At 74.3% G+C, this 23,746-nt stretch carries 24 protein-coding genes; 10 read left to right on the top strand and 14 right to left on the bottom strand.

The annotated features are described in order from the left end of the window. Window positions 1–48: 48 nt before the first annotated feature. Complete coding sequence (gene argH / locus AB0I11_RS24715; protein WP_357325145.1) at window positions 49–1,512, top strand: argininosuccinate lyase; 1,464 nt, start codon at window positions 49–51, stop codon at window positions 1,510–1,512. A gap of 356 nt (window positions 1,513–1,868) precedes the next feature. Here the strand turns inward: argH and AB0I11_RS24710 are convergent, their stop codons facing one another. Next, window positions 1,869–2,222 (bottom strand): MmcQ/YjbR family DNA-binding protein, encoded by a 354-nt coding sequence (locus AB0I11_RS24710; RefSeq protein WP_357324982.1) that lies wholly within the window; start codon window positions 2,220–2,222, stop codon window positions 1,869–1,871. An 80-nt stretch (window positions 2,223–2,302) separates the two neighbouring features. Then, window positions 2,303–2,728 carry a DNA-binding protein gene (locus tag AB0I11_RS24705; RefSeq protein ID WP_357324979.1) on the bottom strand — a complete coding sequence of 142 codons (426 nt, stop codon included), beginning with the start codon at window positions 2,726–2,728 and terminating at the stop codon, window positions 2,303–2,305. 92 nt (window positions 2,729–2,820) lie between these two features. Here AB0I11_RS24705 and AB0I11_RS24700 point away from each other — a divergent pair, with 92 nt between their 5' ends. From AB0I11_RS24700 to AB0I11_RS24690, 3 genes are all read left to right on the top strand, one after another. After that, window positions 2,821–3,456: a DNA-3-methyladenine glycosylase gene (locus AB0I11_RS24700; protein ID WP_357324975.1), complete on the top strand. Its 636-nt coding sequence runs from the start codon at window positions 2,821–2,823 to the stop codon at window positions 3,454–3,456. A gap of 171 nt (window positions 3,457–3,627) precedes the next feature. After that, a complete protein-coding gene (locus AB0I11_RS24695) occupies window positions 3,628–4,767 on the top strand; it encodes an LLM class flavin-dependent oxidoreductase (RefSeq protein WP_046564845.1) in 1,140 nt (379 codons plus the stop codon). Further along, window positions 4,764–5,390, top strand: coding sequence for an FMN reductase (locus AB0I11_RS24690; RefSeq protein ID WP_357324971.1), 627 nt, complete (start codon window positions 4,764–4,766; stop codon window positions 5,388–5,390). The genes AB0I11_RS24695 and AB0I11_RS24690 overlap by 4 nt, the downstream gene beginning before the upstream one ends. Window positions 5,391–5,411: 21 nt before the next feature. Here the strand turns inward: AB0I11_RS24690 and AB0I11_RS24685 are convergent, their stop codons facing one another. Both AB0I11_RS24685 and AB0I11_RS24680 read right to left on the bottom strand, forming a co-directional pair. Continuing rightward, window positions 5,412–6,290, bottom strand: a complete 879-nt coding sequence (locus AB0I11_RS24685; RefSeq protein ID WP_357324967.1) for a universal stress protein — start codon at window positions 6,288–6,290, stop codon at window positions 5,412–5,414. Between the two features lie 229 nt (window positions 6,291–6,519). After that, on the bottom strand, window positions 6,520–7,428 hold the full coding sequence (locus AB0I11_RS24680) for a universal stress protein (protein ID WP_357324964.1): 909 nt from the start codon (window positions 7,426–7,428) through the stop codon (window positions 6,520–6,522). 148 nt (window positions 7,429–7,576) lie between these two features. Here AB0I11_RS24680 and AB0I11_RS24675 point away from each other — a divergent pair, with 148 nt between their 5' ends. Together AB0I11_RS24675 and AB0I11_RS24670 are read left to right on the top strand one after the other, a co-directional pair. Further along, on the top strand, window positions 7,577–7,993 hold the full coding sequence (locus tag AB0I11_RS24675; protein WP_357324961.1) for an Hsp20/alpha crystallin family protein: 417 nt from the start codon (window positions 7,577–7,579) through the stop codon (window positions 7,991–7,993). 57 nt (window positions 7,994–8,050) lie between these two features. After that, window positions 8,051–8,521 (top strand): Crp/Fnr family transcriptional regulator, encoded by a 471-nt coding sequence (locus AB0I11_RS24670; protein WP_046564846.1) that lies wholly within the window; start codon window positions 8,051–8,053, stop codon window positions 8,519–8,521. Between the two features lie 12 nt (window positions 8,522–8,533). Here AB0I11_RS24670 and AB0I11_RS24665 read toward each other — a convergent pair whose 3' ends face one another. The 6 genes from AB0I11_RS24665 to ppdK all read right to left on the bottom strand — a co-directional run bounded on the left by AB0I11_RS24665 (window position 8,534) and on the right by ppdK (window position 16,375). Next, window positions 8,534–8,902, bottom strand: coding sequence for a hypothetical protein (locus AB0I11_RS24665; protein WP_357324958.1), 369 nt, complete (start codon window positions 8,900–8,902; stop codon window positions 8,534–8,536). A gap of 43 nt (window positions 8,903–8,945) precedes the next feature. Then, complete coding sequence (gene pflA / locus AB0I11_RS24660; RefSeq protein ID WP_357324955.1) at window positions 8,946–9,740, bottom strand: pyruvate formate-lyase-activating protein; 795 nt, start codon at window positions 9,738–9,740, stop codon at window positions 8,946–8,948. Continuing rightward, window positions 9,737–11,980, bottom strand: coding sequence for a formate C-acetyltransferase (gene pflB / locus AB0I11_RS24655; RefSeq protein WP_357324952.1), 2,244 nt, complete (start codon window positions 11,978–11,980; stop codon window positions 9,737–9,739). The genes pflA and pflB overlap by 4 nt, the downstream gene beginning before the upstream one ends. 78 nt (window positions 11,981–12,058) lie before the next feature. Further along, window positions 12,059–13,069: a zinc-dependent alcohol dehydrogenase gene (locus AB0I11_RS24650; RefSeq protein WP_357324948.1), complete on the bottom strand. Its 1,011-nt coding sequence runs from the start codon at window positions 13,067–13,069 to the stop codon at window positions 12,059–12,061. Between the two features lie 181 nt (window positions 13,070–13,250). Next, window positions 13,251–13,703, bottom strand: a complete 453-nt coding sequence (locus tag AB0I11_RS24645) for a hypothetical protein (RefSeq protein WP_357324945.1) — start codon at window positions 13,701–13,703, stop codon at window positions 13,251–13,253. Window positions 13,704–13,714: 11 nt separating this feature from the next. Then, a complete protein-coding gene (gene ppdK, locus AB0I11_RS24640; RefSeq protein ID WP_357324941.1) occupies window positions 13,715–16,375 on the bottom strand; it encodes a pyruvate, phosphate dikinase in 2,661 nt (886 codons plus the stop codon). Between the two features lie 144 nt (window positions 16,376–16,519). On the opposite strand from ppdK, the gene AB0I11_RS24635 reads away from it, so the two are divergent. From AB0I11_RS24635 to AB0I11_RS24625, 3 genes are all read left to right on the top strand, one after another. Continuing rightward, window positions 16,520–17,023 carry a GNAT family N-acetyltransferase gene (locus AB0I11_RS24635; RefSeq protein ID WP_357324937.1) on the top strand — a complete coding sequence of 168 codons (504 nt, stop codon included), beginning with the start codon at window positions 16,520–16,522 and terminating at the stop codon, window positions 17,021–17,023. Window positions 17,024–17,033: 10 nt separating this feature from the next. Next, window positions 17,034–17,654: a hypothetical protein gene (locus tag AB0I11_RS24630; protein ID WP_357324934.1), complete on the top strand. Its 621-nt coding sequence runs from the start codon at window positions 17,034–17,036 to the stop codon at window positions 17,652–17,654. Between the two features lie 228 nt (window positions 17,655–17,882). Next, window positions 17,883–19,217, top strand: a complete 1,335-nt coding sequence (locus tag AB0I11_RS24625; protein WP_357324931.1) for a hemolysin family protein — start codon at window positions 17,883–17,885, stop codon at window positions 19,215–19,217. Window positions 19,218–19,314: 97 nt separating this feature from the next. Here the strand turns inward: AB0I11_RS24625 and AB0I11_RS24620 are convergent, their stop codons facing one another. The 4 genes from AB0I11_RS24620 to AB0I11_RS24605 all read right to left on the bottom strand — a co-directional run bounded on the left by AB0I11_RS24620 (window position 19,315) and on the right by AB0I11_RS24605 (window position 21,705). After that, window positions 19,315–19,635, bottom strand: coding sequence for a PRC-barrel domain containing protein (locus tag AB0I11_RS24620; RefSeq protein WP_357324928.1), 321 nt, complete (start codon window positions 19,633–19,635; stop codon window positions 19,315–19,317). Then, window positions 19,622–20,002 carry a hypothetical protein gene (locus AB0I11_RS24615; protein ID WP_357324925.1) on the bottom strand — a complete coding sequence of 127 codons (381 nt, stop codon included), beginning with the start codon at window positions 20,000–20,002 and terminating at the stop codon, window positions 19,622–19,624. The genes AB0I11_RS24620 and AB0I11_RS24615 overlap by 14 nt, the downstream gene beginning before the upstream one ends. Then, window positions 19,999–21,225 (bottom strand): divalent metal cation transporter, encoded by a 1,227-nt coding sequence (locus tag AB0I11_RS24610; RefSeq protein WP_357324922.1) that lies wholly within the window; start codon window positions 21,223–21,225, stop codon window positions 19,999–20,001. Before AB0I11_RS24610 ends, AB0I11_RS24615 begins: the two co-directional genes overlap by 4 nt. A gap of 90 nt (window positions 21,226–21,315) precedes the next feature. Beyond that, window positions 21,316–21,705: a PaaI family thioesterase gene (locus AB0I11_RS24605; protein ID WP_357325140.1), complete on the bottom strand. Its 390-nt coding sequence runs from the start codon at window positions 21,703–21,705 to the stop codon at window positions 21,316–21,318. A 95-nt stretch (window positions 21,706–21,800) separates the two neighbouring features. Here AB0I11_RS24605 and tyrS point away from each other — a divergent pair, with 95 nt between their 5' ends. After that, complete coding sequence (gene tyrS / locus AB0I11_RS24600; protein WP_357324919.1) at window positions 21,801–23,090, top strand: tyrosine--tRNA ligase; 1,290 nt, start codon at window positions 21,801–21,803, stop codon at window positions 23,088–23,090. The last annotated feature ends 656 nt before the right edge of the window (window positions 23,091–23,746 follow it).

The following is a 23,746-nucleotide window of genomic DNA, read 5'->3' as shown; positions in this document are numbered from 1 at the left end:
TCAACGAGTGAGCCCCGCAGTCGGGAGTGAAAGGTGAACGCTGCCACAATGGGTGGGGTGGACGACAAGAGTCTGACCGAGAACAGCGCCGCCACCAACCGGACGAGCCTCTGGGGTGGCCGGTTCGCCGGCGGTCCCGCCGAGGCGCTCGCCCGGCTGTCGGTGAGCGTCCAGTTCGACTGGCGCCTCGCCCCGTACGACATCGCCGGCTCCCGGGCGCACGCCCGGGTCCTGGCCGGCGCGGGCCTGCTCGACCCCGATGAGCTGGGGCGGATGCTGGCCGCGCTGGACGACCTGGAGGCCGCCTGCGCCTCCGGGGAGTTCCGACCCACGGTCGACGACGAGGACGTGCACACCGCCCTGGAGCGGGGCCTGCTGGAGCGGCTGGGCACCCTGGGCGGCAAGCTGCGCGCCGGCCGCTCCCGCAACGACCAGGTCGCCACCGACCTGCGGCTCTACCTGCGCGACCACGCCCGGGGCGTGGCGGCCCGGCTGGTCGAGCTGGCCGAGGCGCTGGTGGAGCAGGCGGAACGGCACGTGGACACCGCGGCGCCCGGCATGACCCACCTGCAGCACGCCCAGCCGGTCACCTTCGGGCACTGGCTGCTCGCCCACGTGCAGCCGCTGCTGCGGGACCTGGAGCGGCTGCGCGACTGGGACCACCGCACCGCGATCAGCCCGCTCGGCGCGGGCGCGCTGGCCGGCTCGGGGCTGCCGCTGGACCCGGTGGTGGTGGCCAAGGAGCTGGGCTTCCGCACCTCCTTCGCCAACTCGATGGACGCGGTCGCCGACCGCGACTTCGTGGCCGAGTTCCTCTTCGTCACCGCGATGATCGGGGTGCACCTGTCCCGGCTCGGCGAGGAGGTGGTGCTCTGGACCTCGCAGCAGTTCGGCTGGGTGGAGCTGGACGACTCCTTCGCCACCGGGTCGTCGATCATGCCGCAGAAGAAGAACGCGGACATCGCCGAGCTGGCCCGGGGCAAGTCGGGTCGGCTGGTGGGCGGGCTGATGAGCGTGCTCACCATGCTCAAGGGCCTGCCGATGGCGTACGACCGGGACATGCAGGAGGACAAGGAGCCGGCCTTCGACGCGGTCGACACCCTGGAGCTGCTGTTGCCGGCGCTGGCCGGGATGATCGCCACGATGACGGTCCGGGTCGACCGGCTGGTCGCCGACGCGCCGACCGGCTACTCGCTCGCCACCGAGGTGGCGGACTGGCTGGTGCTGCGCGGCGTGCCGTTCCGCGAGGCCCACGAGATCACCGGGAAGCTGGTGGCGCTCTGCGCGGCCCGGGACTGCGCCCTCGACGAGGTCACCGACGCGGACCTGGCGGCGGTGAGCCCGCGCCTCGACCCGTCGGTGCGTGACGTGCTCTCGGTGCGGTCGGCGCTGGCCGCCCGGATCACGCCCGGCTCCACCGGCCCCGGCCCGGTGGCCGACCAGCTCGCGGCCGCCGCGGACCGGCTGGCCGGCTGGCGGGAGTGGGCCGCCGAGCGGGTGGTGCCCCGCTGACTCCGGTACCGCACGGCGGCCCCCGGGACTCCTCGTCCCGGGGGCGCCGTCCGTGACGGCGGCGTCGCGGTAACGGCGGCTCCCCCGGGAATTCCGGGCCGGCGCCGGGCGCCCGACTGGCGGCGCCGGCGCCGGCGCCGACGGTGGCGCGTCGACGGTGCGGCGTCGACGGTGGCGCGTCCGCGGTGGCGCGCGTCGGCGGTGGCGCGTCGGCCGTGGCGCGCGTCGGGCGGGAGGATGATCCACTCCGGTTGCGGCAATCCGGCCCTTCCTCGACGCCGGATGCCCCCGTTTGCCGCATCCCGTCGCTGGGATCAGCGGCGGCGACGCGGGTGCGGGCTGGGTGGGGGTGTGGGCTAGGCGGTCGGCCGCTCGCGCTTGGGCAGCTTCGCCACCACCGCGTCGTACGACCCGTCGACCGCTTCGCGCAGTTCGTCGTCCGGGATGGCGCCGCCCAGGCGCAGCGTGTTCCAGCCGGAGCGGCCGATGTAGGGGGAGGAGCGGGCATCCTCCGGGAAGCGGTGCAGCCACTCGTCGGCCACCTCCCGGGACGGGCCGCACTTGACCCCCACCCGCGCCTCACCGTCGGGTCCGCCGAGGAAGGCGAAGATCCGGCTGCCCACCTTGACCACCTCGTCGCCCTCCCAGGGCTGGTCCAGCCAGGCGCCCGGCTTGGCCAGGCAGTAGGCCCGCATCTCGTCGCGCCGCATCGCGTCCTCCCTGTCGGTCCCCGGCCAGTGTGCCGTGCCGGCTGTGCCGGGCGGTGGCTCGCCGCTGTCGCCGGGTCGGATCAGTCGCCGGTGCCGGTGCGTACGGCCAGTCGCTCGTAGCGCTGCCGGGCGGCCTGGGCGCTGCCCAGCCCGAGCCCGAAGGCGATCGCCTGCCAGGTGAGGCCCCGGCCGCGGGCCACCTGCAACAGCCCGGCCTCCAGCGCGTCGACCTCGGCCCGTACGTGCGGGATCAGGGTCAGCGCGGCCATCAGGTCGGCCTGGTCGACCGGCTCCTCGCCCGGCTCCAGCTCGGCGCCGCCGGCCAGGGCCATCACCAGGGTGGCCGCCTCGTAGGCGTCGGGGACGTCGGGGTGCGCGTACCGCCGGCGACCGGCCTCGGTGCCGGCGTGCCGCTCGGCGATCCGCATCAGCGCGGCGTAGTTGCGGTGCGCCCGGGCCTGGGCAGCATCCGGAGCGGTGAACGGGTCGTTGTCCAGCGTGACCATGCCCACCATCAGAACCTGTTGAACAACCGCTTGTCAACACCCTATTGAAAGCAGATTGCGCGGGCACCCGGGGCGCCGGATAGGGTCGGTCCGTGACCGCAAGCGACCTCGCCAGCCTCGCCGATCTGCTCGCCGGGCCGGTCGAGCCCGCCGCCCGGGGTCTGCTCGGCTGCCGCCTCACCGGTCACGGGGTGACCGTGCGGATCACCGAGGTGGAGGCGTACGCCGGCACCGCGGGCGACCCGGCCTCGCACGCCCACCGCGGGCGCACCCCGCGCAACGCGGTGATGTTCGGCCCGGCCGGGCACGCCTACGTCTACTTCACCTATGGCATGCACTGGTGCGTGAACGTGGTCACCGGGCCGGACGGCGAGGCCTCGGCGGTGCTGCTGCGGGCCGGTGAGGTGGTCGACGGGCTCGACCTCGCCCGGTCCCGCCGGCCGGCCGTACGCCGGGATGTGGATCTCGCGCGCGGGCCCGCCCGGCTCTGCGCGGCGCTCGGCATCGACCGGTCCGTCTACGGCGCGGACCTGCTCGGCGACGGCCCGGTCCGGCTGCGGCCGCCGGTCGCGTCGGTGCCGCCGGCGGCCGTCGCCACCGGGCCTCGGGTCGGCGTCACCGGCGCGCACGACGTGCCGTGGCGTTTCTGGCTCGCCGGCGACCCGACGGTGAGCGCCTACCGCCGGCACGTGCCCCGCGCCCGGCGCTCACCCCGTGGCACGGTGTAGGGCGCCCCGGCGACTCCCCGGGCCCGGCGGCCCCCGCTCCGGGCGACCGGTCCGCGGATGGGTGTGCCGCACCACCCGGGGTAGGGTCCGTGGCGGAATAGTTGACTCGTCAAATATGTTGTGCGGTACGACTCCGGGTCGACCGACCCGGACGGCACGCGAGGAGCGGTCATGCAGTTCGGAGTCTTCACCGTCGGCGACGTCACGGTCGACCCGACCAACGGGCGGATGCCGTCCGAGCGTGAGCGCATCAAGGCCATGGTGGCCATCGCGCTCAAGGCCGAGGAGGTCGGGCTCGACGTCTTCGCCACCGGTGAGCACCACAACCCGCCGTTCGTGCCCTCGTCGCCGACCACCATGCTCGGCTACATCGCGGCCCGCACCGAGCGGCTGCTGCTCTCCACCGCGACCACGCTGATCACCACCAACGACCCGGTGAAGATCGCCGAGGACTACGCGATGCTCCAGCACCTGGCCGACGGCCGGGTTGACCTGATGATGGGGCGCGGCAACACCGGGCCGGTCTACCCGTGGTTCGGCCAGGACATCCGCAACGGCATCCCGCTGGCGATCGAGAACTACGACCTGCTGCGCCGGCTCTGGCGCGAGGACGTGGTCGACTGGAAGGGGCGGTTCCGCACCCCGCTGCAGGCGTTCACCTCGACGCCGCGCCCGCTCGACGGCGTGCCGCCGTTCGTCTGGCACGGCTCGATCCGCAGCCCCGAGATCGCCGAGCAGGCCGCGTACTACGGGGACGGCTTCTTCGCCAACCACATCTTCTGGCCCAAGGAGCACACCCAGCGGATGGTGGGCCTCTACCGGCAGCGCTTCGAGCACTACGGCCACGGCTCCGCCGACCAGGCGATCGTCGGCCTCGGCGGGCAGGTCTTCCTGCGGCGCAACTCGCAGGACGCGGTACGCGAGTTCCGGCCGTACTTCGACAACGCCCCGGTCTACGGGCACGGCCCGTCGCTGGAGGAGTTCACCCGGGAGACGCCGCTGACCGTGGGCAGCCCGCAGCAGGTCATCGACCGGACGCTGAGCTTCCGCGAGTACGTCGGCGACTACCAGCGCCAGCTCTTCCTGGTCGACCACGCCGGGCTGCCGCTGAAGACCGTGCTGGAGCAGCTCGACCTGCTCGGCGAGGAGGTCATCCCGGTGCTCCGCAAGGAGTTCGACACGCTGCGCCCGGCACACGTGCCGGAGGCGCCCACGCACGCCTCGCTGCTGGCCGCGGCCGGCGGCGGCACCGACGCCACCGTCCACGCCGTCGACGACGTGACCGGCAAGGCCCCCGAGGAGGCCCGATGACCCGGCGCACCCTCGTGGTGATCTCGGCCGGCCTCGGCCAGCCCTCGTCCACCCGGCTGCTCGCCGACCAGCTCGCCGCGGCCGCCCGCGACGAGCTGGTCCGGCGCGGCGCCGAGGTGGAGGTCCGCACGGTGGAGCTGCGCGAGCACGCCCACGACGTGGTGAACCACCTGCTCACCGGCTTCCCGTCGGCCGCGCTGCGCGAGGTGCTGGCGACCGTGGCCGGCGCGGACGGGCTGATCGCGGTCACCCCGATCTTCAACGCCTCGTACAACGGGCTGTTCAAGTCGTTCTTCGACGTGCTCGACCGGGAGGCCCTGGCGGACCGGCCGGTGCTGATCGGCGCCACCGGCGGCACCGCCCGGCACTCGCTCGCCCTGGAGCACGCGGTCCGGCCGATGTTCGGCTACCTGCGGGCCGCGGTCGTGCCCACGGCGGTCTTCGCCGCCCCGGAGGACTGGTCCGGTGAGGGCGACGAGAGCGCGCTGCGGGCCCGGATCCGCCGGGCCGGTGCCGAGCTGGCCGAGCAGGTGGACCGGCGGCCCGCCGCGACCGGACCGGCCGACCCGTTCGCGCTCACCACCAGCTTCGAGGAACTGCTCGCCGGCCGCGACCCGTCCTGAGCCGCGGCCGGCCGGCACCGGTCACGGCGCCGGCTCGTGCGGGTGGGCGACCAGCACCGGGCAGCGCGCGTGCTGCACCACGGCCTGGCTGACCGAGCCGAGCAGCAGCCCGGCGAAGCCGCCCCGCCCGCGCGACCCGACCACCACCAGGGCGGCCTCGCCGCTGGCGTTGATCAACGCCTGCTCGGGGGAGTCCGCCTCGAGCGCCCGCTCGACCACCCGCAGCGCCGGATGGTCCGACCGCACCCGGGCCGCCGCCTCGGCCAGCAGCTCACCGGCCTCGCCCGACCCGGCGTCCGCCCCGCCCGGCTCGGCCCGGCCGGCGCGGCCCCGGTCCGCCGGCCGGACGTGCACCAGCACCAGGTCGGTGTCCCGGCGGCCCGCCTCCTCGGCGGCGAGCTGGACGGCGAACGCGGCCGACGCCGAGCCGTCCACCCCGACCAGCACCGGTCCCCGCCAGGGAAGCGGTTGCTCGGCGGGGCGAACCACCAGCACCGGGCAGTGCCCGTGCTGGGTCACCTGCCCGCTGACCGCGCCGAGCAGCAGCCCGGTGAAGCCGCCGATGCCCCGGCTGCCCACCACGACCAGATCGGCCCGGCGGGACTCCTCGACCAGGGTGGCGCCCGGCCCGCCGGCCACCTGGCGGACCGCCACCCGCAGGCCGGGACGGGCCTCGGCCAGCTCGGCGGCCACCCGGTCGAGCATCTGCCGCGACTCCTCGGTGGGCGCCGGCACCCCGAGGTCGTACGGGTTCAGCGGCACGCCGTAGCCCAACGGGTGCAGGTAGCCGTGCACCACCAGCAGCGGGCGGGACCGGGCCACGGCGACGTCCGCCGCGTACTCGGCGGCGGTCAGGCTGGTCGGCGAACCGTCGACACCCACCACGACAGGCCGGTCCATCGGTACATCCCCTCCCGTCGGCTCAGGTCATTCTCGTCCTGCCGTCCGCGTCGCACCCGGGTTTACCCGGAACGCCGGGCCGGCGTGGCGCCCGTCCGGAACGCCGGGTCGGCGTAGAACCCGTCCGGTGCGCCGGGTCGGCGTGGCGCCCGTCCGGCGGGGGACCGGCGCGCGGCACGCCGGGTCCGCCGGCCGGCAGCAGCCGGCCGGCGGGGCGGTGGCGGGGGAATCAGTCGGCGTCGGATCCCGGCCGGTGCCGCACGATGGCCAGCGGGCTGCGTGCGTGGTGCAGCACCGCGTGGCTGATCGAGCCGAGCAGCAGCCCGCCCAGGCTGCCCCGGCCGTGCGCGCCGACCACGGTCAGCTGCGCCTCGGTGGACTCCTCCACCAGGGCCCGGGCCGCGTTGGCGGCCACCAGCTTCTGCCGGACCCGGACCTGCGGGTAGCGCTCGGCCCAGCCGGCCATCGCCTCGGCGAGCACCCGCTCCTCCTCGGCGCGCAACTCCTGCGGGTCGTACACCAGCGGCATGATGTCGCCGTACGCCTCCCGGAACGCCGGGGACGCCGGGTACAGCCAGGCGTGCACGGCGACCAGGTCGGTGCCGCGCTGCGCCGCCTCGGCGAAGGCGAAACCGATCGCCTCGCGCGACAGCGCCGAGCCGTCCACGCCGACCACGACCGGTCCGTCGGCACGCGGTTCGTCCCGCACCACCAGCACCGGGCAGTCGGCCCGCGCGGCGAGTTGCACCGCCGCCGAGCCGACCAGCAGCTCGGCGAAGCCGCCCAGGCCGCGGTGGCCCAGCACGAGCAGCGCCGCGTCCCGGCCCGCCCGCAGCAGCACCGGGATCGGGCCGCCGTCCACCACGGCACCGGAGACCACCAGCTCGGCGTCGACCTTGCGGGCCTCGTCGACGGCCTCCTGGACCAGCTTGCCGGCCTCCTCGCGCAGTTCGGGGTCGGGCAGCGCGGCCGCGACCGGGCCGAGCGGGGTGCCGAGCATCGGCCACAGGAACGCGTGCACCACCCGCAGCGGCCGGTGTCGGGCCGCCGCCTCCCGCGCGGCCACCCGTACCGCGTGCAGCGCCGAGGGGGAACCGTCCACGCCCACCACGACGGGGGCGCCGGATCTGTTGGTCATCACGTCCTCCTTCGTCCACCTTCAGCCTGCGCCCGCCGGCCGTGCGCCGGCAGGGCCGGTCCGCCCCGGGGACCGGGACCATCGGCCCTGCCCGCCCGGGTTCTTCCGAGGTGGGATGGAGGCAGGACGATCGACAAGGAGGTCGACAATGTCCACTGTCACCAAGTTCCGGGGCGGCGCGTTGGCGCCGTTCGACTGGACGAACCTGTCCTGGCTGCCGATGCTGGCGCCGACCATTCGGGTCGAGGACTACCTCGACGGCGACCGCTACGTCGTCCGCGCCGAACTCCCGGGCATCGATCCGGCGAAGGATGTGCGGATCACCCGTACCGGCGAGAACCTGCGGCTGGACGTGGTCCGTCGGGAGGGCCACACCGACAAGGTCCACTCCGAGTTCCACTACGGCTCGTTCTCCCGCCTGATCCCGCTGCCGTCCGAGGTGAAGGAGGAGACGATCACGGCCCGCTACGCGGACGGCATCCTCGAGATCACCGCGACGGTCGGCACGATCGAGCCGATCACCCGGGAGATCCCGATCACCGTGGAGCACGACACGAAGAAGTGAACCGACCCGAGGGGCCCGGCCGCGACGCCGGGTCCCTCTTCCCATCCTGGAGGCGTGATGACCCCGTTGGAGATGCTTCGGGCGCACCCGTTCCTCGCCGGGCTGCCGCAGGAGTGGCTGCCCCGGCTGACCGGCTACGCCCGGCCGGTGGCCTGGCACCCCGGGCAGCGGCTCTTCCGCACCGGCCAGCCCGCGGAACGGTTCTGGCTGGTCCGCGGCGGCGAGGTGGCGCTGGACTTCCCGGTGCCCGGCCGCGGTGACGTGGGGATCGAGACGATCGGCCCGGGCGGGGTGCTCGGCTGGTCCTGGCTCTTCCCGCCCTACCGCTGGCAGTTCGGCGCGGTCGCCGTGCAGCGCTGCACCGCGGTCGAGTTCACCGCGGCGGGGGTACGCCGGCTGATGGAGTCGGACGACGCGCTCGGCCGGCAGCTCACCACCCGCTTCATGAGCGTGGTGGTGGACCGGCTGCACGCCTCCCGGGTCCGGCTGCTGGACCTGTACGGCTACCCGACCTCCGCGGCGAGCTGAGCCGCGACCGGGTCACTCGTCGCCCGGGTCGGGGCCGCGCCGGACGACCAGTTCGGCCACCTCCAGCCGGCCGATGCGCAGCTCGCGGATCACCGCGCGGCGCACGGCCAGCCGGCCGATGGCGAGCGCACCCACCGCCACGGCGCCGAGCGCGGCGGCGCCCAGGGCGGCGGCCCCGAGGGCCAGCGCGCCGGTGGCCGCGGCCCCGACGGCTCCCGCGCCCGTCGCCTGCGCGCCGATGGCCTGCGCACCGGTGGCCTTCGCACCGATGGCCTGCGCCCCGGTCGCCTTCGCCCCGGTGGCCTTCGTGCCGGTCGCGCTCGCGACCAGGCTCCGGAACCGCGAGGTCGGGCGGCGGCGCGGCCGGGCGGCGGTGAACATGCCCCCGATCCTAGTACCGCACCGGGCCGGGCGAGCGGGTCGCTCAGGTGACGGTCAGGCCGCGGGCGGCGAACTGGCCCCGCACCCGGGCCAGCAGCTCCGGGGTCGGCGGCGCGGTGTCCGCCAGCGGGAAGGCGAGGCCCAGCTCGGCGTACTTGTGCGCGCCCAGCCGGTGGAACGGCAGCACCTCGACGCGTGCCACGGTGGCCAGCCCGGCCGCCACGTCGGCCACCCGGTCCACGTCGTCGGCGTCGTCGGTCAGCCCCGGCACCAGCACGTACCGGATCCACATCGGGGTGCCCCGGTCGGCCAGCCGGCGGGCGAAGCGCAGCGTCGGCGCCAGCCGGCCGGTGCCGGTCACCCGCCGGTACGTCACCGGGTTCCCGGCCTTGACGTCCAGCAGCACCAGGTCGGTGGCGTCCAGCAGGGCGTCGTCGGCGCGGACGCCGAGGAAGCCGGAGGTGTCCAGCGCGGTGTGCAGTCCCAGGGCGTGGCAGCGGCGCAGCACCTCCCCGGTGAACCGGGGTTGCAGCAGCGGCTCCCCGCCGCTGACCGTGACGCCGCCGCCGGCCACCTCGATGAACCGCCGGTAGCGGGCCACCTCGGCCAGCACCTCGTCCACCGTCCGGGTCCGCCCGCTGCGCCGGTACCAGGTGTCCGGGCTGTGGCAGTACCGGCAGCGCAGCGGGCAGCCGGCCAGGAAGACGACGAAGCGGGTGCCCGGCCCGTCCACCCCGATGGAGGTGTCCCAGGAGTGCACCGCCCCGACCGGCGCGCCGCCGCGCGGCCCCGCCGCCGGGGTGGCGGCGGGGTGCGCGGGCGGGGGCCGGCCGGTCACAGCGACCCGTGGAAGGTCCGCGAGATCACGTCCCGCTGCTGCTCCGGGCTGAGCCGGACGAAGTTCACCGCGTACCCGGAGACCCGGACGGTGAGCTGCGGGTAGCGCTCCGGGTGGGCCATCGCGTCGACCAGCGTGTCGCGGTCGAGCACGTTGACGTTCAGGTGGAAGCCGCCGGCGTCGGTGTAGCCGTCCAGCACCCCGGCCAGGTTGGTGATCCGCTCCTGCCGGGTGTGGCCCAGGCCGTCCGGGGTGACCGTGCCGGTCAGCGAGATGCCGTCCCGGGCCGCGTCGTACGGCAGCTTCGCCACCGACAGCGCCGCGGCGACCAGGCCGTGGGTGTCCCGGCCGTTCATCGGGTTCGCCCCCGGGGCGAACGGCTCACCGGCGCGCCGCCCGTCCGGCGTGTTGCCGGTGTGCCGGCCGTAGACCACGTTGGAGGTGATGGTGAGCACCGACATGGTCAGCTCGGCGTCCCGGTAGGTGCGCTGCCGGCGCAGCTTCGCCGCGAACGTCTCCACCAGCCGCACCGCCAGCTCGTCGGCCCGGTCGTCGTTGTTGCCGTAGGTCGGGAACTCGCCCTCGACCGCGTAGTCGACGGCCAACCCGGCCTCGTCGCGCAGCACCTTGACCCGCCCGTACCGGATCGCCGAGAGGCTGTCCACGGCGACCGAGAGGCCGGCGATGCCGGTGGCCATGAACCGGCGCACCGGGTGGTCGTGCAACGCCATCTCCAGCCGCTCGTAGGCGTACCGGTCGTGCTGGTGGTGGATCACGTTCAACGCGTCCACGTACGTCTCGGCCAGCCAGTCCAGCGTCCGGTCGTACGCGGCGACGACCTCGTCGTAGTCCAGGGTCTCCCCGCCGACCGGCGGGGCGGGCGGGGCGACCTGCTCGCCGGTCAGCTCGTCCCGGCCCCCGTTGATCGCGTACAGCAGCGCCTTGGCCAGGTTCGCCCGGGCGCCGAAGAACTGCATGTCCCGGCCCACCCGCATGGCCGACACGCAGCAGGCGATCGCGGTGTCGTCGTCGTACGCGGGGCGGATCAGCTCGTCGTTCTCGTACTGGATGGCACTGGTGTCCAGCGACACCTGGGCGCAGAACCGCTTGAACCCGTCGGGCAGCCGCGGCGACCAGAGCACGGTCAGGTTCGGCTCGGGCGCCGGCCCCAGGTTGTACAGGGTCTGCAGGTAGCGGAAGGCGGTCCGGGTGACCAGGGGCCGGCCGTCGGCGTCCATCCCGCCGAGCGTCTCGGTGACCCAGGTCGGGTCGCCGGAGAAGAGCTGGTCGTACTCGGGGGTGCGGAGGAAGCGGATGATCCGCAGCTTGATCACGAAGTCGTCCACCAGCTCCTGCGCGGCGGTCTCGTCCAGCCGCCCCTCGGCCAGGTCCCGGCGCAGGTAGACGTCGACGAAGCCGGCGGTGCGGCCCAGCGACATGGCCGCGCCGTTCTGCTCCTTCGTCGCCGCCAGGTAGGCGAAGTAGAGCCACTGGATCGCCTGCTGGCCGGTGCCGGCCGGGCGGGAGAGGTCGAACCCGTACGAGGCGGCCATCTCCTTCAGCTCGCCCAGCGCGCGGATCTGCTCGGCCAGCTCCTCCCGGTCCCGGATCACCTCGTCGGTGGAGGGCCGGTCGTCCAGGGCGGCCTTGTGCGCGCGGCGCTCGGCGATCAGCCGGTCCACCCCGTACAGCGCCACCCGGCGGTAGTCGCCGATGATCCGGCCCCGCCCGTACGCGTCGGGCAGCCCGGTGATCACGTGCGACCGGCGGGCCCGCAGCACGTCCTCGGGGTAGGCGTCGAACACCGCGTCGTTGTGGGTCCGGCGGTACCGGGTGAAGATCCGGTGCACGTCCGGGTCGGGCTCGCGGCCGTACGCCCGCAGCGCGGTCTCCACCATGCGCAGCCCGCCCTGCGGCATGACCGCCCGGCGCAGCGGCGCGTCGGTCTGCAGGCCGACGATCAGTTCCCGCTCCCGGTCGATGTAGCCGGGGCCGTGCGAGGTGATGGTCGACGGGGTGGCGGCGTCGACGTCGTACACCCCGCGACGCCGCTCCTCCGGGAACATCGCCTGCAACCGGCCCCAGACCTGCCGGGTGCGGTCGGTGGGGCCGGTGAGGAAGTCGGCGTCACCGAGGTACGGCTCGTGGTTGCGGCGCACGAAGTCCGCCACGTCGATGGTCTCGCGCCAGGGCCCGTCCCGGAATCCACGCCACGGGTGCAGCGCTTCGGTGGCTGTCATGGTCTTGTCCTTCCAGCGTCGGGCAGGTGGGTACGGGACCGGGCCGGGCCGTCCGGTGGTGGCGGCCCGGCCCGGTGGTCAGGGCTGCAGCACGAGCCGCGCGGCGACCCGACCGGCCAGGATGTCCTCGACCGCCTCGTTGATCTCGTCGAGCTTGCGGACCTCGTAGACCACCCGGGTCCGGCCCGCGGCGTGCAGGGCGAACACCTCGGCCAGGTCGGCCCGGGTGCCGACGATCGAGCCGACCACCGTGATGCCCTTGAGCACCGTCTCGAAGACCGGCAGGGTGATGGCGTTCTCCCGGGGCAGCGAGACCAGCACCAGCCGGCCGCCCCGGCGCAACGACCGGTGGGCCTGCTCGATCACCCGCGGGCTGGCGGCCAGCACGATCGCCACGTCGACCCCGCCGAGGGCGGTGATCGCGGCGACCGGGTCCTGCCCGGCGGCGTCGACGGTGTGCCGGGCGCCCAGTTCGGTGGCCAGCGCCAGCTTGTCGGCGGTGACGTCGACGGCGACGGTCTCGCCGCCGAAGAGCTGGGCGTACTGCAGGGCCAGGTGGCCGAGGCCGCCGATGCCGAAGATCGCCACCCGGTCGCCCGGCCGCACGCCGGCGACCTTGACCGCCTTGTACGTGGTGACGCCCGCGCAGGTCAGCGGGGCGGCCTCGAACGGGTTGATCCCGTCGGGCACCCGGACCGCGTAGCGGGCCGCGGCGACGGCGTACTCGGCGTGCGCGCCGTCGACGCTGTAGCCGGTGTTGAGCTGGGCCTCGCAGAGCGTCTCCCACCCGCCGACGCAGTACCGGCAGGTGCCGCAGGCCGAGCCGAGCCACGGCAGGGCGACCCGGTCGCCGACCACGTGTTCGGTGACGCCGGGGCCGCGCCGTTCGACCACGCCGACGCCCTCGTGTCCGGGCACGAACGGCGGGGCGGGCTTGACCGGCCAGTCGCCCCGGGCGGCGTGGATGTCGGTGTGGCAGAGCCCGCTGGCTTCGATCCGGACCAGGATCTGCCCGGGACCGGGCTCGGGCACGGCCCGGTCGAGGATCTGCATCGGACGGTCGAACGCGGTGACGACACTGGCACGCATCGGGGGCCTCCCGGAACTGGTTCTCTCGCCTACACCACCAGCCTGGTCCGGGCGGCCCCGGCCGGGCAGAGGCGCAGGACCGCCCCGGCCCGGGACGAAGGTCCCGCCCCGGTCGGTCCGGCCCGTCAACAGTGGACAGTCGCCCCACGAACCGGGGAGCGACTGCCCACGGCGCCGCCGGTCAACGGTCGACGACCAACCGGCGGGCCCGCAGCAGCCGGGCCCACCAGGGCCGCCGGTCCGGCCGCAGCGCCGGCACCCGGGCGCCGCGCAGGCTGACCCAGCCGCCCGGCCCCATGGTCACCGCGCCGATGGCCGGCGGCCGGCGGCGGGCCAGCACCGCCACGGCGGTGGTGAGGGCGGCGACCGCGAACGCCCCGGCGGCGGCCGCGACGAGCTGGTCCGGGTCGACCACCGGCCGGTACCGGACCCGCCCCCGGGACAGCACGAACGCGCCGACCGGCCGGCCGGCCTGGGTCACCGGCACCAGCGCGGTGCCGGACGGGCCGGGCAGCTCCAGCACCGGGCCGACCGGCCCGGCGGCCGGCGCCGCGGGCGCCGGGGCGGGCACCGGCGCGGGCCGGGGGAGCGGGGGCGCCTGGGCCAGCCCGGTGGGGTTGAAGATGGCGGTCATCGTGCTGCCTCCTATCGGGAGTCGGACGTGCCGGTGTCGGCGTCGACGGCCGCCCGGCCGGCGGCCAGCCGTGCGATCGGCACCCGGTACGGCGAGCAGGACACGTAGTCCAGCCCCGCCTGGGCGAAGAACGCCACCGAGTCGGGGTCGCCGCCGTGCTCCCCGCACACCCCGACGGTCAGGTCGGGTCGGGCCGCCCGGCCCTCGGCGACGGCCAGCCGGATCAGCCGCCCGACGCCGGCGGTGTCGATGCGCTCGAACGGCGACGCCGGGAAGATCCCCTGCTCCAGGTACGCCCCGAAGAACGAGCCCTCCACGTCGTCGCGGGAGAACGCCCAGGTGGTCTGGGTCAGGTCGTTGGTGCCGAAGGAGAAGAACCGCGCCTCGGCGGCGATCTCCCCGGCGGTCAGCGCGGCCCGGGGCACCTCGATCATGGTGCCGATCGGGATCTCCGGCACCCCGTCGATACCGGCCAGCACCGACTGCGCCTCGGCCCGGACCGCGGCGAGTTCCCGCACGTCCCCGACGAGCGGCACCATGATCTCCGGGCGGGGGTCGCCGCCGGCCCGGACCCGCTCGGCGGCCGCCTCGGCCACCGCCCGCACCTGCATGGCGAACAGCCCCGGCACGACCAGGCCGAGCCGGACCCCGCGCAGCCCCAGCATCGGGTTGGTCTCGTGCATCCGGCGCACCGCGGCCAGCAGCGTCGCGTCCCGGCCCGGGTCGGCGCCGCGCGCCTCGGCGCGGGCCACCCGGTCGGTCAGCTCGACCAGCGGGGGCAGGAACTCGTGCAGCGGTGGGTCGAGCAGCCGGATGGTCACCGGCAGCCCGTCCATGGCGGCGAGGAGGCCCACGAAGTCGGTCCGCTGCAACGGCAGCAGCGCCGCGAGGGCCGCCTCGCGTTCGGCCGGCCCGTCGGCCAGGATCAGCCGCTCCACCAGCTCGCGGCGCGCGCCGAGGAACATGTGCTCGGTGCGGCACAGGCCGATGCCGGCGGCGCCGAGGTCGCGGGCCCGGCGGGCGTCGGCCGGGGTGTCCGCGTTGGCCCGTACCCCCAGCTTGCGGACCGCGTCCGCGTGCCCGAGCAGCCGGTGCACGGCGGCGACCAGCGGGTCGGCCTGCGGGTTCAGCTCGCCGGCCAGGTAGCGGGCGACGGGGGAGGCCTGCACCGGCACCTCGCCGAGCCAGATCCGGCCGCTGGTGCCGTCGATGGAGATCACGTCGCCGGCGTGCACCACCCGGTCCCCGACGGCCAGCTCGCCGCGCTGCGGGTCGATCCGTAGCGCCTCGGCCCCGCACACGCAGGTCCGGCCCATGCCGCGGGCCACCACGGCGGCGTGCGAGGTCTTCCCGCCGCGCGAGGTGAGCACCCCGGCCGCGGCGATCATGCCGGGCAGGTCGTCCGGGTTGGTCTCCCGACGGACCAGGATCACCGGCTCGCCGGCGGCCACGGCGGCGGCCGAGTCGAACACCACCCGGCCGACCGCGGCGCCGGGCGAGGCGCCCACCCCGACGGCGAGCGGCTCGGGCGCGCCGGTGAGGTCGAACGCGGGGAACATCAGCTGGGCGAGCTGCGCCCCGGTGACCCGGGTCAGCGCCTCGTCCGCCGTGATCACACCCTCGTCGACCAACTGCGCGGCGATCACGAACGCGGCCGCGGCGGTCCGCTTGCCGACCCGGGTCTGCAACATCCACAGCCGGCCGCGCTCGATGGTGAACTCGATGTCGCACAGGTCCCGGTAGTGCCGCTCCAGCGTCGCCATGATCTCCCGCAGCCGGCGGAAGCTGACCGGGTCGATCCGGGCCAGCTCCGGCAGCGGGATGGTGTTCCGGATGCCGGCCACCACGTCCTCGCCCTGCGCGTCGGTCAGGTAGTCGCCGTACACCCCGGGGGCGCCGGTGGCCGGGTCGCGGGTGAACGCCACCCCGGTGCCCGAGTCCGGGCCGAGGTTGCCGAAGACCATCGCCATCACGTTGACCGCCGTGCCCAGGTCGTCCGGGATGTGCTCCTGACGCCGGTAGATCCGGGCGCGCTCGGCGTGCCACGACTCGAACACCGCGCGGATGGCCAGGAAGAGCTGCTCGTGCGGGGCCTGCGGGAAGTCGTGCCCGGTGTGCCGGGCGAAGATCTTCTTGTACGTGTCGACCAGGTCGCGCAGCTGCCCGGCGTCCGGACCGCCGGGTCGGGCCGTGGCCCGCACCGCCTCCAGCTCGTGCTCGAACTCCTCGGCCGGGATGCCGTGCACGGTGCGACCGAACATCTGGATCAACCGCCGGTACGAGTCCCAGGCGAACCGTTCGTCGCCGCTGTGGGCGGCGAGCCCGCCGACGGTGCTGTCGTTGAGCCCGATGTCGAGGATCGTCTCCATCATCCCCGGCATCGAGTACCGGCCGCCGGAGCGGACCGCCAGTAGCAGCGGCTCGTGCGGGTCGCCGAGCCGCCGGTCCAGCCGGGCCTCGACCTCGCGCAGGTGGGTGTGCACCTCGCGGAAGAGCCCGTCCGGCGGGGAGCCGGTGGTCAGGAACGCCCGGCAGGCGTCGGTGCTGATGGTGAAGCCGGGTGGGACGGGCAGCCCCAGCCGGGTCATCTCGGCCAGGTTCGCGCCCTTGCCGCCCAGCAGGTCGGCCCGGCTCCGGTCACCTTCGATGAAGTCGTAGACATACTTCGGCATGGTCCGGCCTCCAGTCGGCGCCTCGCGGGATTCGGTGTCCCATTCCTTCGTACCGATGCGCCGGGCCGCCGCGGCAGGGCCGGACGGGACGGCGGCCGGGCCAGAGGTCCCGAAAGCGTCGGTGGGCCGACGTACCCTCCGGCGATGAGCAACGAGGTGCGACTCCGCCCGGTCCACGACGACGACCTGTCCGCGTTCTTCGCCCACGAGCAGGACCCGCAGGCCAACTGGATGGCCGCGTTCGTCGCGAAGGACCCGGGCGACCGGGCCGCCTTCGACAACCACTGGGCCCGCATCCGCGCCGACGAGCGCATCGTCAACCGGACGGTGACGGTCGACGGCGAGGTGGTCGGGCGCGTCGCCGCCTTCCCGGTGGGTGAGCGCACCGAGGTCAGCTACTGGATCGACTCGGCTCGGTGGGGCCGCGGCCACGCCACCGCGGCGCTCGCCGCGCTGCTGCGCGAGCTGCCGCAGCGGCCGGTGTACGCCCGGGCCGCGAAGGACAACGCCGCCTCCCTCGCCGTGCTGCGCAAGTGCGGCTTCGTCGTGGTCGGCGAGGACTCCGGGTACGCCGAGGCCCGCCACGCCGAGATCGAGGAGTACCTGCTGGAGCTGCCCGCCGGGGCGGCTGACCAGCGCGGCGACTAGTCTCCCCCGGGTGAACTGGCTGGAACTCGTCGGCTGGGCCGGCTCCGCGCTGCTGGTCTGGTCGCTGCTGCAGACGCGCATCCTGCGGCTGCGCGCGCTGAACCTGCTCGGCTGCCTCATCCTGATCGGCTACAACGCGGCCGTGCACGTGTGGCCCATGGTCGGGCTGAACGTGGTGCTCACCGTGATCAACGTCTGGTACCTGCGGACGATGCTCGCCACCCGGCACGACGAGCAGACCTACCAGGTGGTCGAGGTGGGCACCGACGACGCGTTCCTGGCCCACACCCTGCGGGTGCACGCCGCCGACATCGCCCGGTTCAACCCCGACTTCCGCTGGGAGCCGGCCGCCGGCCGGTCGGCCTTCCTGGTGGTCCGCGCCGACGAGGTGGTCGGCGTGGTGGTGTCGCACGCCGAGGGCAGTGGGGTCGCCCAGATCGACCTGGACTACGTCACCCCGCCGTTCCGTGACCTCACCCCGGGCGAGTTCGTCTACCGGCGCAGCCGGCTGTTCACCGACCGCGGCTTCCGCCGGGTGGTCAGCCCGCCCGGGATGGTCGCCCCCTACTACCACCGGCTCGGCTTCCGCCCCGAGGGCGACGCCTACGTCCTCGACCTGCCCGCCCGGTAGGCACCCCCAGCGCGCCGCCCGGTAGGGAGACGCCCTCGCGCGCCGCCCGGTCCGGGGCGGCGACCCGCGCGCCGCACCGGCCCGGGCAGCGGCCGCTCCTCGACCGGCGCCGGGCAGGGTTCGGCCCGCCGCCGACGGGGCACAGAGGGGCCGACGCCGCCCGGTCCCCGGGTGGCGGCGGGGCGGCCACGACGGCCGGCCCGGGTCCGTCGAGGGAGAGAACCGGGCGTGCAGAGCTACTGGAGCCAACTGGCCCTGGTCGGATTTCTGGTGATCGTGAACGCGGCCTTCGCCGGTAGCGAGATGGCCCTGGTCTCGCTCCGCGACAGCCAGCTCCAGCGGCTGGAACGCAGCGGCCGGGCCGGCCGTACCCTGGCCCGGCTCGCCAAGGACCCGAACCGCTTCCTCGCCACCATCCAGATCGGCATCACCCTGGCCGGCTTCCTGGCCTCCGCCGCCGCAGCGGTCTCCCTGGCCAAGCCCCTGGTCCCGCTGCTCGGCAGGTTCGGCGACGCCGCCGAGACCGTCGCCGTCGTCGCGGTCACCCTCGTGCTGACCTTCGTCACCCTGGTCTTCGGCGAGCTGGCTCCGAAACGCATCGCCATGCAGTCCGCCGAGCGGTGGGCCCTGCTCGTGGCCCGCCCGCTCGACCTGCTGGCCAGCCTCACCCGGCCGGCCGTCTGGGCCCTCGGCGCCACCAGCGACCTGGTGGTCCGCCTGGTCGGGCTCAACCCGACGCACCAGCCGGACGAGATCGGCCCGGACGAACTGCGCGAGATCGTGGCCGGCAACCACGGTTTCACCAAGGAACAGCGCACCATCATCGCCGGCGCCGTGGAGATCGCCGACCGGCAGTTGCGCGCGGTGCTCGTACCCCGCCTGCAGGTCTTCACCCTCGACAGCGGGACGACCGCGGAGGCCGCCCGCCTGGTCCTCGGCGCCACCGGCCACTCCCGGGCGCCGGTGGTCCGGCACGGCGGCCTGGACGACGCGGTCGGCGTGATCCACCTGCGCGACCTGGTCGGCGTCCCGGACGACCGTCCGGTCGACGAGATCGCCCGCCCACCGATGGTGCTGCCCGACTCGCTGTCGGTGGTCGACGCGCTGCGCCAGTTCAAGGCGGAACGCCAGCACATCGCCCTGGTGGTGGACGAGCGCGGCGCGGTCGACGGCATCGTCACGCTGGAGGACATCCTCGAGGAGATCGTCGGGGAGATCTACGACGAGACCGACCGGGATCTCGGCTCGGTCCGCACCGCGGACGACGGCAGCCTCGTGCTGCCCGGCACCTTCCCCGTGCACGACCTCACCGAACTCGGCGTCGAGCTGCCCAACCGGCCGGCCGGCGACTACACCACCATCGCCGGGCTGGTGCTCAGCTGCCTCGGGCACATCCCGACAGTGGCGGGGGAGCGCGTCACCGTCGACGGCTGGGAACTGGCCGTCGGCGGGGTGGAACACCACGCGATCACCGAGGTGCGGGTGCGCCGCGGCGCCGACGAGCCATACCCCGACGAGGCCGGGGAGAGCGCGCCGCCGGTCCTCGACGAGGCCCGCGGCTGACCCACCCGGCCGGGTGTGCGTCCCGCCCGGCCGGGAACGGCTCAGCCGTCGGGCCCGGCCGGGATTGGGTCAGCCGTCGGGTCCGGCCGGGAACGGCTCAGCTGTCCCGCCCGGCCGGCGGGCCGAACGGGAAGCCGGGCACCGGCGGCCGGAGCTGCACCGTGTCCGCCGGCACCTGCCGGGTGCTGCGGCCCAGCACCCGGGCCACCGTGCGCAGCAGCCACGGCCCGGACGGGTGCAGCTCCGGCCCGATGAGCCGCCCGCTGATCCGGGTCCACCAGTGCCCGGCCACGATCACGTCGGTGATCCGCAGCCGCTGTGGCGGCCACCCGCCCCGGACCACCACGTCGACCACCCGACCGAGCCGCCGGCCCCGCAGGTCGTACGCGGTCCGGCCGAGCAGCTCACCCGCTCGCACGGGCCGACCCCGGGATCCGGTCGACGAGATGCTGCCGCAGCCACGACTCGACTGGCGAGGGTGGCAGGTCGGCGACCCGGCAGCGCAACCGGACCGAGCTGCCCACCCGGTCGATCAGCGCGAGCGGGATCCGCCGGGGCGGCGCCGGCGGCTGGTCGGTGAACCGGTCGGCCACCGCGACCAGGATCCGCCCGATCCGGCCGCCGACCCGCCGCCCGAGCGCCGCGTGGCCGCTGAGCAGGCAGTCCACGTACGGGACGCCCTCGGCGTCGACCGCGAAGCCGAGGTCGTCGACCCGGCCGACCAGCCGGCCGTCGACGTCCACGATCTGCCGGTCGAGCAGTTGCTTGGCCAGCTGAACCCTCACTGTCCCATCCTCGTGATGATCGCCAACGGGATCGCCGCCACCGACGCGGCGACGATGAGCAGCAGGAAGAGCGCCCCGAGCAGGTTGGTCCACCACCCGTTGACCCGGTCGCCCAGGTAGCCACGGTCGTTGGCCACCACCAGGATCGGCAGGTAGGTCAGCGGCAGCACCACCGCGCTGAGCACCAGCATGTACTCGGTGAGCCGGACCGGGTCGACCGTGGTCATCAGCAGGATCACCCCGAGCAGCACGCTGACCAGGAGCACGCTGTGGAAGCGGGCCGCCTCCCGCGGGCTGACCCGCTTGCCCCACTGCCAGCCGAAGTACTGCGCCGCCGCGTACGCCGCGGACAGCCCGGTCTCCAGCGCGGCGCCGAAGGTCACCGCGAAGAACGCCAGCACCGCCACCGCCAGCCCGGCGCCGCCGAACGCGGTCACCACCGGCCGGGCCACCTGGTCCAGGCTGTCCAGCGACGACCCCGACGGGTGGTACGCCACCGCGGCGACCGCGATCAGGGACAGCGCCAGGAACCCGCCGACCGGGAAGCCGATGAGCACGTTGGAGCGGGCGTGCGCCAGGTCCGCCGCGCTCCACCGCTCCTCCACCCCGCCCGAGGAGAAGAAGAACACCTCGTACGGGCTGACCGTGGAGGCGAAGAGCGCCACCGCCACGAACCAGTACACCGACCAGCCCTGCCCGGCGGAGCTGATCTGGACCGCCTGGTGCCCGAGCCGCGCCCAGTCGGTCGGCAGCGCGAACAGCGCGACCGCGAAGACCAGCAGCGCCAGCCCGGCCAGCCCGAACACCCGCTCCATCAGCTCGAAGCGCATCCGCCAGAGCACCAGCCAGACCGCCACCCCGGCCAGCGGCACCCAGAGCAGGTAGCTCCACCCGCTGGCCAGTTGCAGCGCGAGCGCCACCCCACCCAGTTCGGCCGCCAGAGTGATCACCGTGACCAGCCAGGACGCCACCAGGTTGAGCAGCGCCACCCGCGGCCCGAGCCGTTCCCGGACCAGGTCGAAGACCGCCCGGCCGCTCACCGCCGCGATCCGGCCGGCCATTTCCGCGTACGCGCAGATGCCCAGCACCCCGACCAGCAGCACCCAGGCGTGGGCCAGGCCGAAGCGCGCGCCGGCCTGGCTCGCCGCCACCAGGTCACCGATGTCCACGAAGCCGCCGATGGCGGAGAGGACACCGAGCGTGGCGGCGAAGAGCTTCCTCACGTCGGGCCGGCGGCGGGCGGTCTCATCGCCGCGACGATAACCGCGTCAGAGCGGTCTTTTGGGGCGAATCGAGCAGGCCGGCGTACCCGGTCAGGCGCCGGTGAGGTTCTGCAGCCGTACCTGTCCGCGTGACACGAGCCGGCCGCCCTCGTCGGTGATCTCCACGAGCCAGAGCTGCTGGCTGCGACCCCGGTGGATCGGCGTGCCCACCGCGGTCAGCTCCCCGTCGCGGACCGCGCGCAGGAAGTCGGTCTGGTTGGAGACCCCCACCACCTTGCCCTGGGCGCCCAGCCACAGGGCGCCACCGATGCTGGCCGCCGTCTCCACCACCGCGCAGTAGACCCCGCCGTGCTGGATCCCGTACGGCTGGTGCAGCTCCGGCCGTACCTGCCAGCGGATCACCACCCGGTCCCCGCTGACCTCGTCGAACTTCAGCCCGAGCAGGGCCACGAAGCCCCCGGTCACGTCCGGCATCTCCACCACGGCTGCTCCTCCACTCCGGTGGACCGCCAGCCTAGTCCCGCCCCGGTCGGGCAAACCCGCTACGGTCCGGCGCCGGGCATGGGGGAGAATCGGTGACCGTGACCGAGAGCAACCTCCCGCACGGGCGGGACTCCCTGACCGAAGACCTGCGGTGGCGGGGCCTGATCCAGGACTCGACCGGCCTCGACGAGCTGCGTGAGCTGCTCGACGGCGGGAGCGCCACCTTCTATGTGGGCTTCGATCCGACCGCCCCGAGCCTGCACGTCGGCCACCTCATGCAGGTCACCACGGCCCGCCGGCTGCAGCTCGCCGGGCACCGCCCGCTGCTGCTGGTGGGCGGGGCGACCGGCCAGATCGGAGACCCGAAGGAGAGCGCCGAGCGCACCCTCAACCCGCCCGAGGTGGTCGCCGGCTGGGTGCAGCGGATCCGGGAGCAGCTCTCCCCGTTCGTCTCCTACACCGGCGCGAACGCCGCCCAGCTGGTCAACAACCTGGACTGGACCGGCGCGATGTCGGTGGTGGAGTTCCTCCGGGACGTCGGCAAGCACTTCCCGGTGAACAAGATGCTGGCCCGCGAGGTGGTCAAGGCCCGGCTGGACACCGGCATCAGCTTCACCGAGTTCAGCTACCAGCTGTTGCAGGCCAACGACTTCTTCGAGCTGCACCGCCGGCACGGCTGCCAGCTCCAGTACGGTGGCTCCGACCAATGGGGCAACATCACCGCCGGCGTGGACTACGTGCGCCGCCGGGGGGCCGGGCCGGTGCAGGCGTTCGTGACGCCGCTGGTGACCAAGGCCGACGGCACCAAGTTCGGCAAGACCGAGGGCGGCGCCGTCTGGCTCGACCCGGAGATGACCAGCCCGTACGCCTTCTACCAGTTCTGGGTCAACGCCGACGACCGGGACGTCACCCGCTACCTGCGCTACTTCAGCTTCCGCTCGCGCGAGGAGCTGGAGGAGTTGGAGAAGGCGACGGCGGAGCGCCCGCAGGCCCGGCTGGCCCAGCGGGCCCTCGCCGAGGAGCTGACCGCCCTGGTGCACGGCGAGCGGGAGATGGCCCAGGCGGTGGCCGCGAGCCAGGCGCTGTTCGGCCGGGGCTCGCTCGACGAGCTGACCCCGGAGACGCTGCGCGCGGCGCTGACCGAGGCCGGCCTGGTGCACGTCACCGAGCTGCCGGACGTGGCCGGCCTGCTCAAGGAGTCCGGGCTGGTGCCGAGCATGAAGGAGGCCCGTCGGGTGATCGCCGAGGGTGGTGCGTACGTCAACAACACGCGTATCGCGGCGGTGGACGCCACCGTGTCGGAAGCGGACCTGCTGCACGGGCGTTACCTGGTGCTGCGCCGCGGCAAGCGCAGTTTCGCGGGCGTCGAGCTGCGCGGATAGTCATCGGTCGACGGTGTGACGCGGGACGCGCCCAGCGGATTTGACGATCAATCCGCTGGGCGCGTAACTTTCTCTCTGCCAGCGCGGAACGGACGAAACAGGCGAAAGCCGAAAAGGCCGGAGCGCGGGAAATGCCATCGGCTTCCACCGGGTCGTCTACCGGCGTGAGCCTGGACCGGGCGGTGTGACCACGGGTCACGTAGCCGACCGGGTGGCAGCGAATGACCGCCGGGTGCGGATGGCTGACCGCCATCGGGGCCCGGCCGGGCGGGGCCCCGGATTCGCCGCAGGGCGGATTTGGCGAGGCGGAACCGACCGGGTAAGGTGGTCGACCGGCAGGGACACGGACGAGTGAGCGGGAAAACCGCGGCGGCCGTCCTGCTGAAATCTCCGGAACACCCGACGGAAGTCGGATGAATCGGGGTGCCCGGAAAAGGGGCGGAAGCACGGCAAACCGCGAAACACCGGTTTGACACGGCGGAAACCACCGGGTAACGTAGTAAAAGTGCCCGGCGCGAGAGCGGATGGGTGCGGTTGAATGGCTTGCCCCGGATGGGGGCTCCACGGTGTGGGGTTTCCCGATGGTGTGTGGTTGTTCTTTGAGAACTCAACAGGGTGCTTGTAAAGCCAGTGCCAATTGTTTTATACCCCGGACT

The organism is Micromonospora sp. NPDC050495, assembly GCF_040655175.1.
In the GTDB taxonomy this organism is placed as follows: domain Bacteria; phylum Actinomycetota; class Actinomycetes; order Mycobacteriales; family Micromonosporaceae; genus Micromonospora.
Note: the sequence above shows the minus strand (reverse complement) of the source record. Positions and strands in the feature narration are given on the sequence as shown.

Bases quoted from the DNA above. Each gene is read 5' to 3' on its own strand.
- argH (WP_357325145.1), top strand. From the start codon at position 49: ATGGGTGGGGTGGACGACAAGAGTCTGACCGAGAACAGCGCCGCCACC.
- AB0I11_RS24710 (WP_357324982.1), bottom strand. From the start codon at position 2,222: ATGCGGCGCGACGAGATGCGGGCCTACTGCCTGGCCAAGCCGGGCGCC.
- AB0I11_RS24705 (WP_357324979.1), bottom strand. From the start codon at position 2,728: ATGGTCACGCTGGACAACGACCCGTTCACCGCTCCGGATGCTGCCCAG.
- AB0I11_RS24695 (WP_046564845.1), top strand. From the start codon at position 3,628: ATGCAGTTCGGAGTCTTCACCGTCGGCGACGTCACGGTCGACCCGACC.
- AB0I11_RS24690 (WP_357324971.1), top strand. From the start codon at position 4,764: ATGACCCGGCGCACCCTCGTGGTGATCTCGGCCGGCCTCGGCCAGCCC.
- AB0I11_RS24685 (WP_357324967.1), bottom strand. From the start codon at position 6,290: ATGGACCGGCCTGTCGTGGTGGGTGTCGACGGTTCGCCGACCAGCCTG.
- AB0I11_RS24680 (WP_357324964.1), bottom strand. From the start codon at position 7,428: ATGACCAACAGATCCGGCGCCCCCGTCGTGGTGGGCGTGGACGGTTCC.
- AB0I11_RS24675 (WP_357324961.1), top strand. From the start codon at position 7,577: ATGTCCACTGTCACCAAGTTCCGGGGCGGCGCGTTGGCGCCGTTCGAC.
- AB0I11_RS24670 (WP_046564846.1), top strand. From the start codon at position 8,051: ATGACCCCGTTGGAGATGCTTCGGGCGCACCCGTTCCTCGCCGGGCTG.
- AB0I11_RS24665 (WP_357324958.1), bottom strand. From the start codon at position 8,902: ATGTTCACCGCCGCCCGGCCGCGCCGCCGCCCGACCTCGCGGTTCCGG.
- pflB (WP_357324952.1), bottom strand. From the start codon at position 11,980: ATGACAGCCACCGAAGCGCTGCACCCGTGGCGTGGATTCCGGGACGGG.
- AB0I11_RS24650 (WP_357324948.1), bottom strand. From the start codon at position 13,069: ATGCGTGCCAGTGTCGTCACCGCGTTCGACCGTCCGATGCAGATCCTC.
- AB0I11_RS24645 (WP_357324945.1), bottom strand. From the start codon at position 13,703: ATGACCGCCATCTTCAACCCCACCGGGCTGGCCCAGGCGCCCCCGCTC.
- ppdK (WP_357324941.1), bottom strand. From the start codon at position 16,375: ATGCCGAAGTATGTCTACGACTTCATCGAAGGTGACCGGAGCCGGGCC.
- AB0I11_RS24635 (WP_357324937.1), top strand. From the start codon at position 16,520: ATGAGCAACGAGGTGCGACTCCGCCCGGTCCACGACGACGACCTGTCC.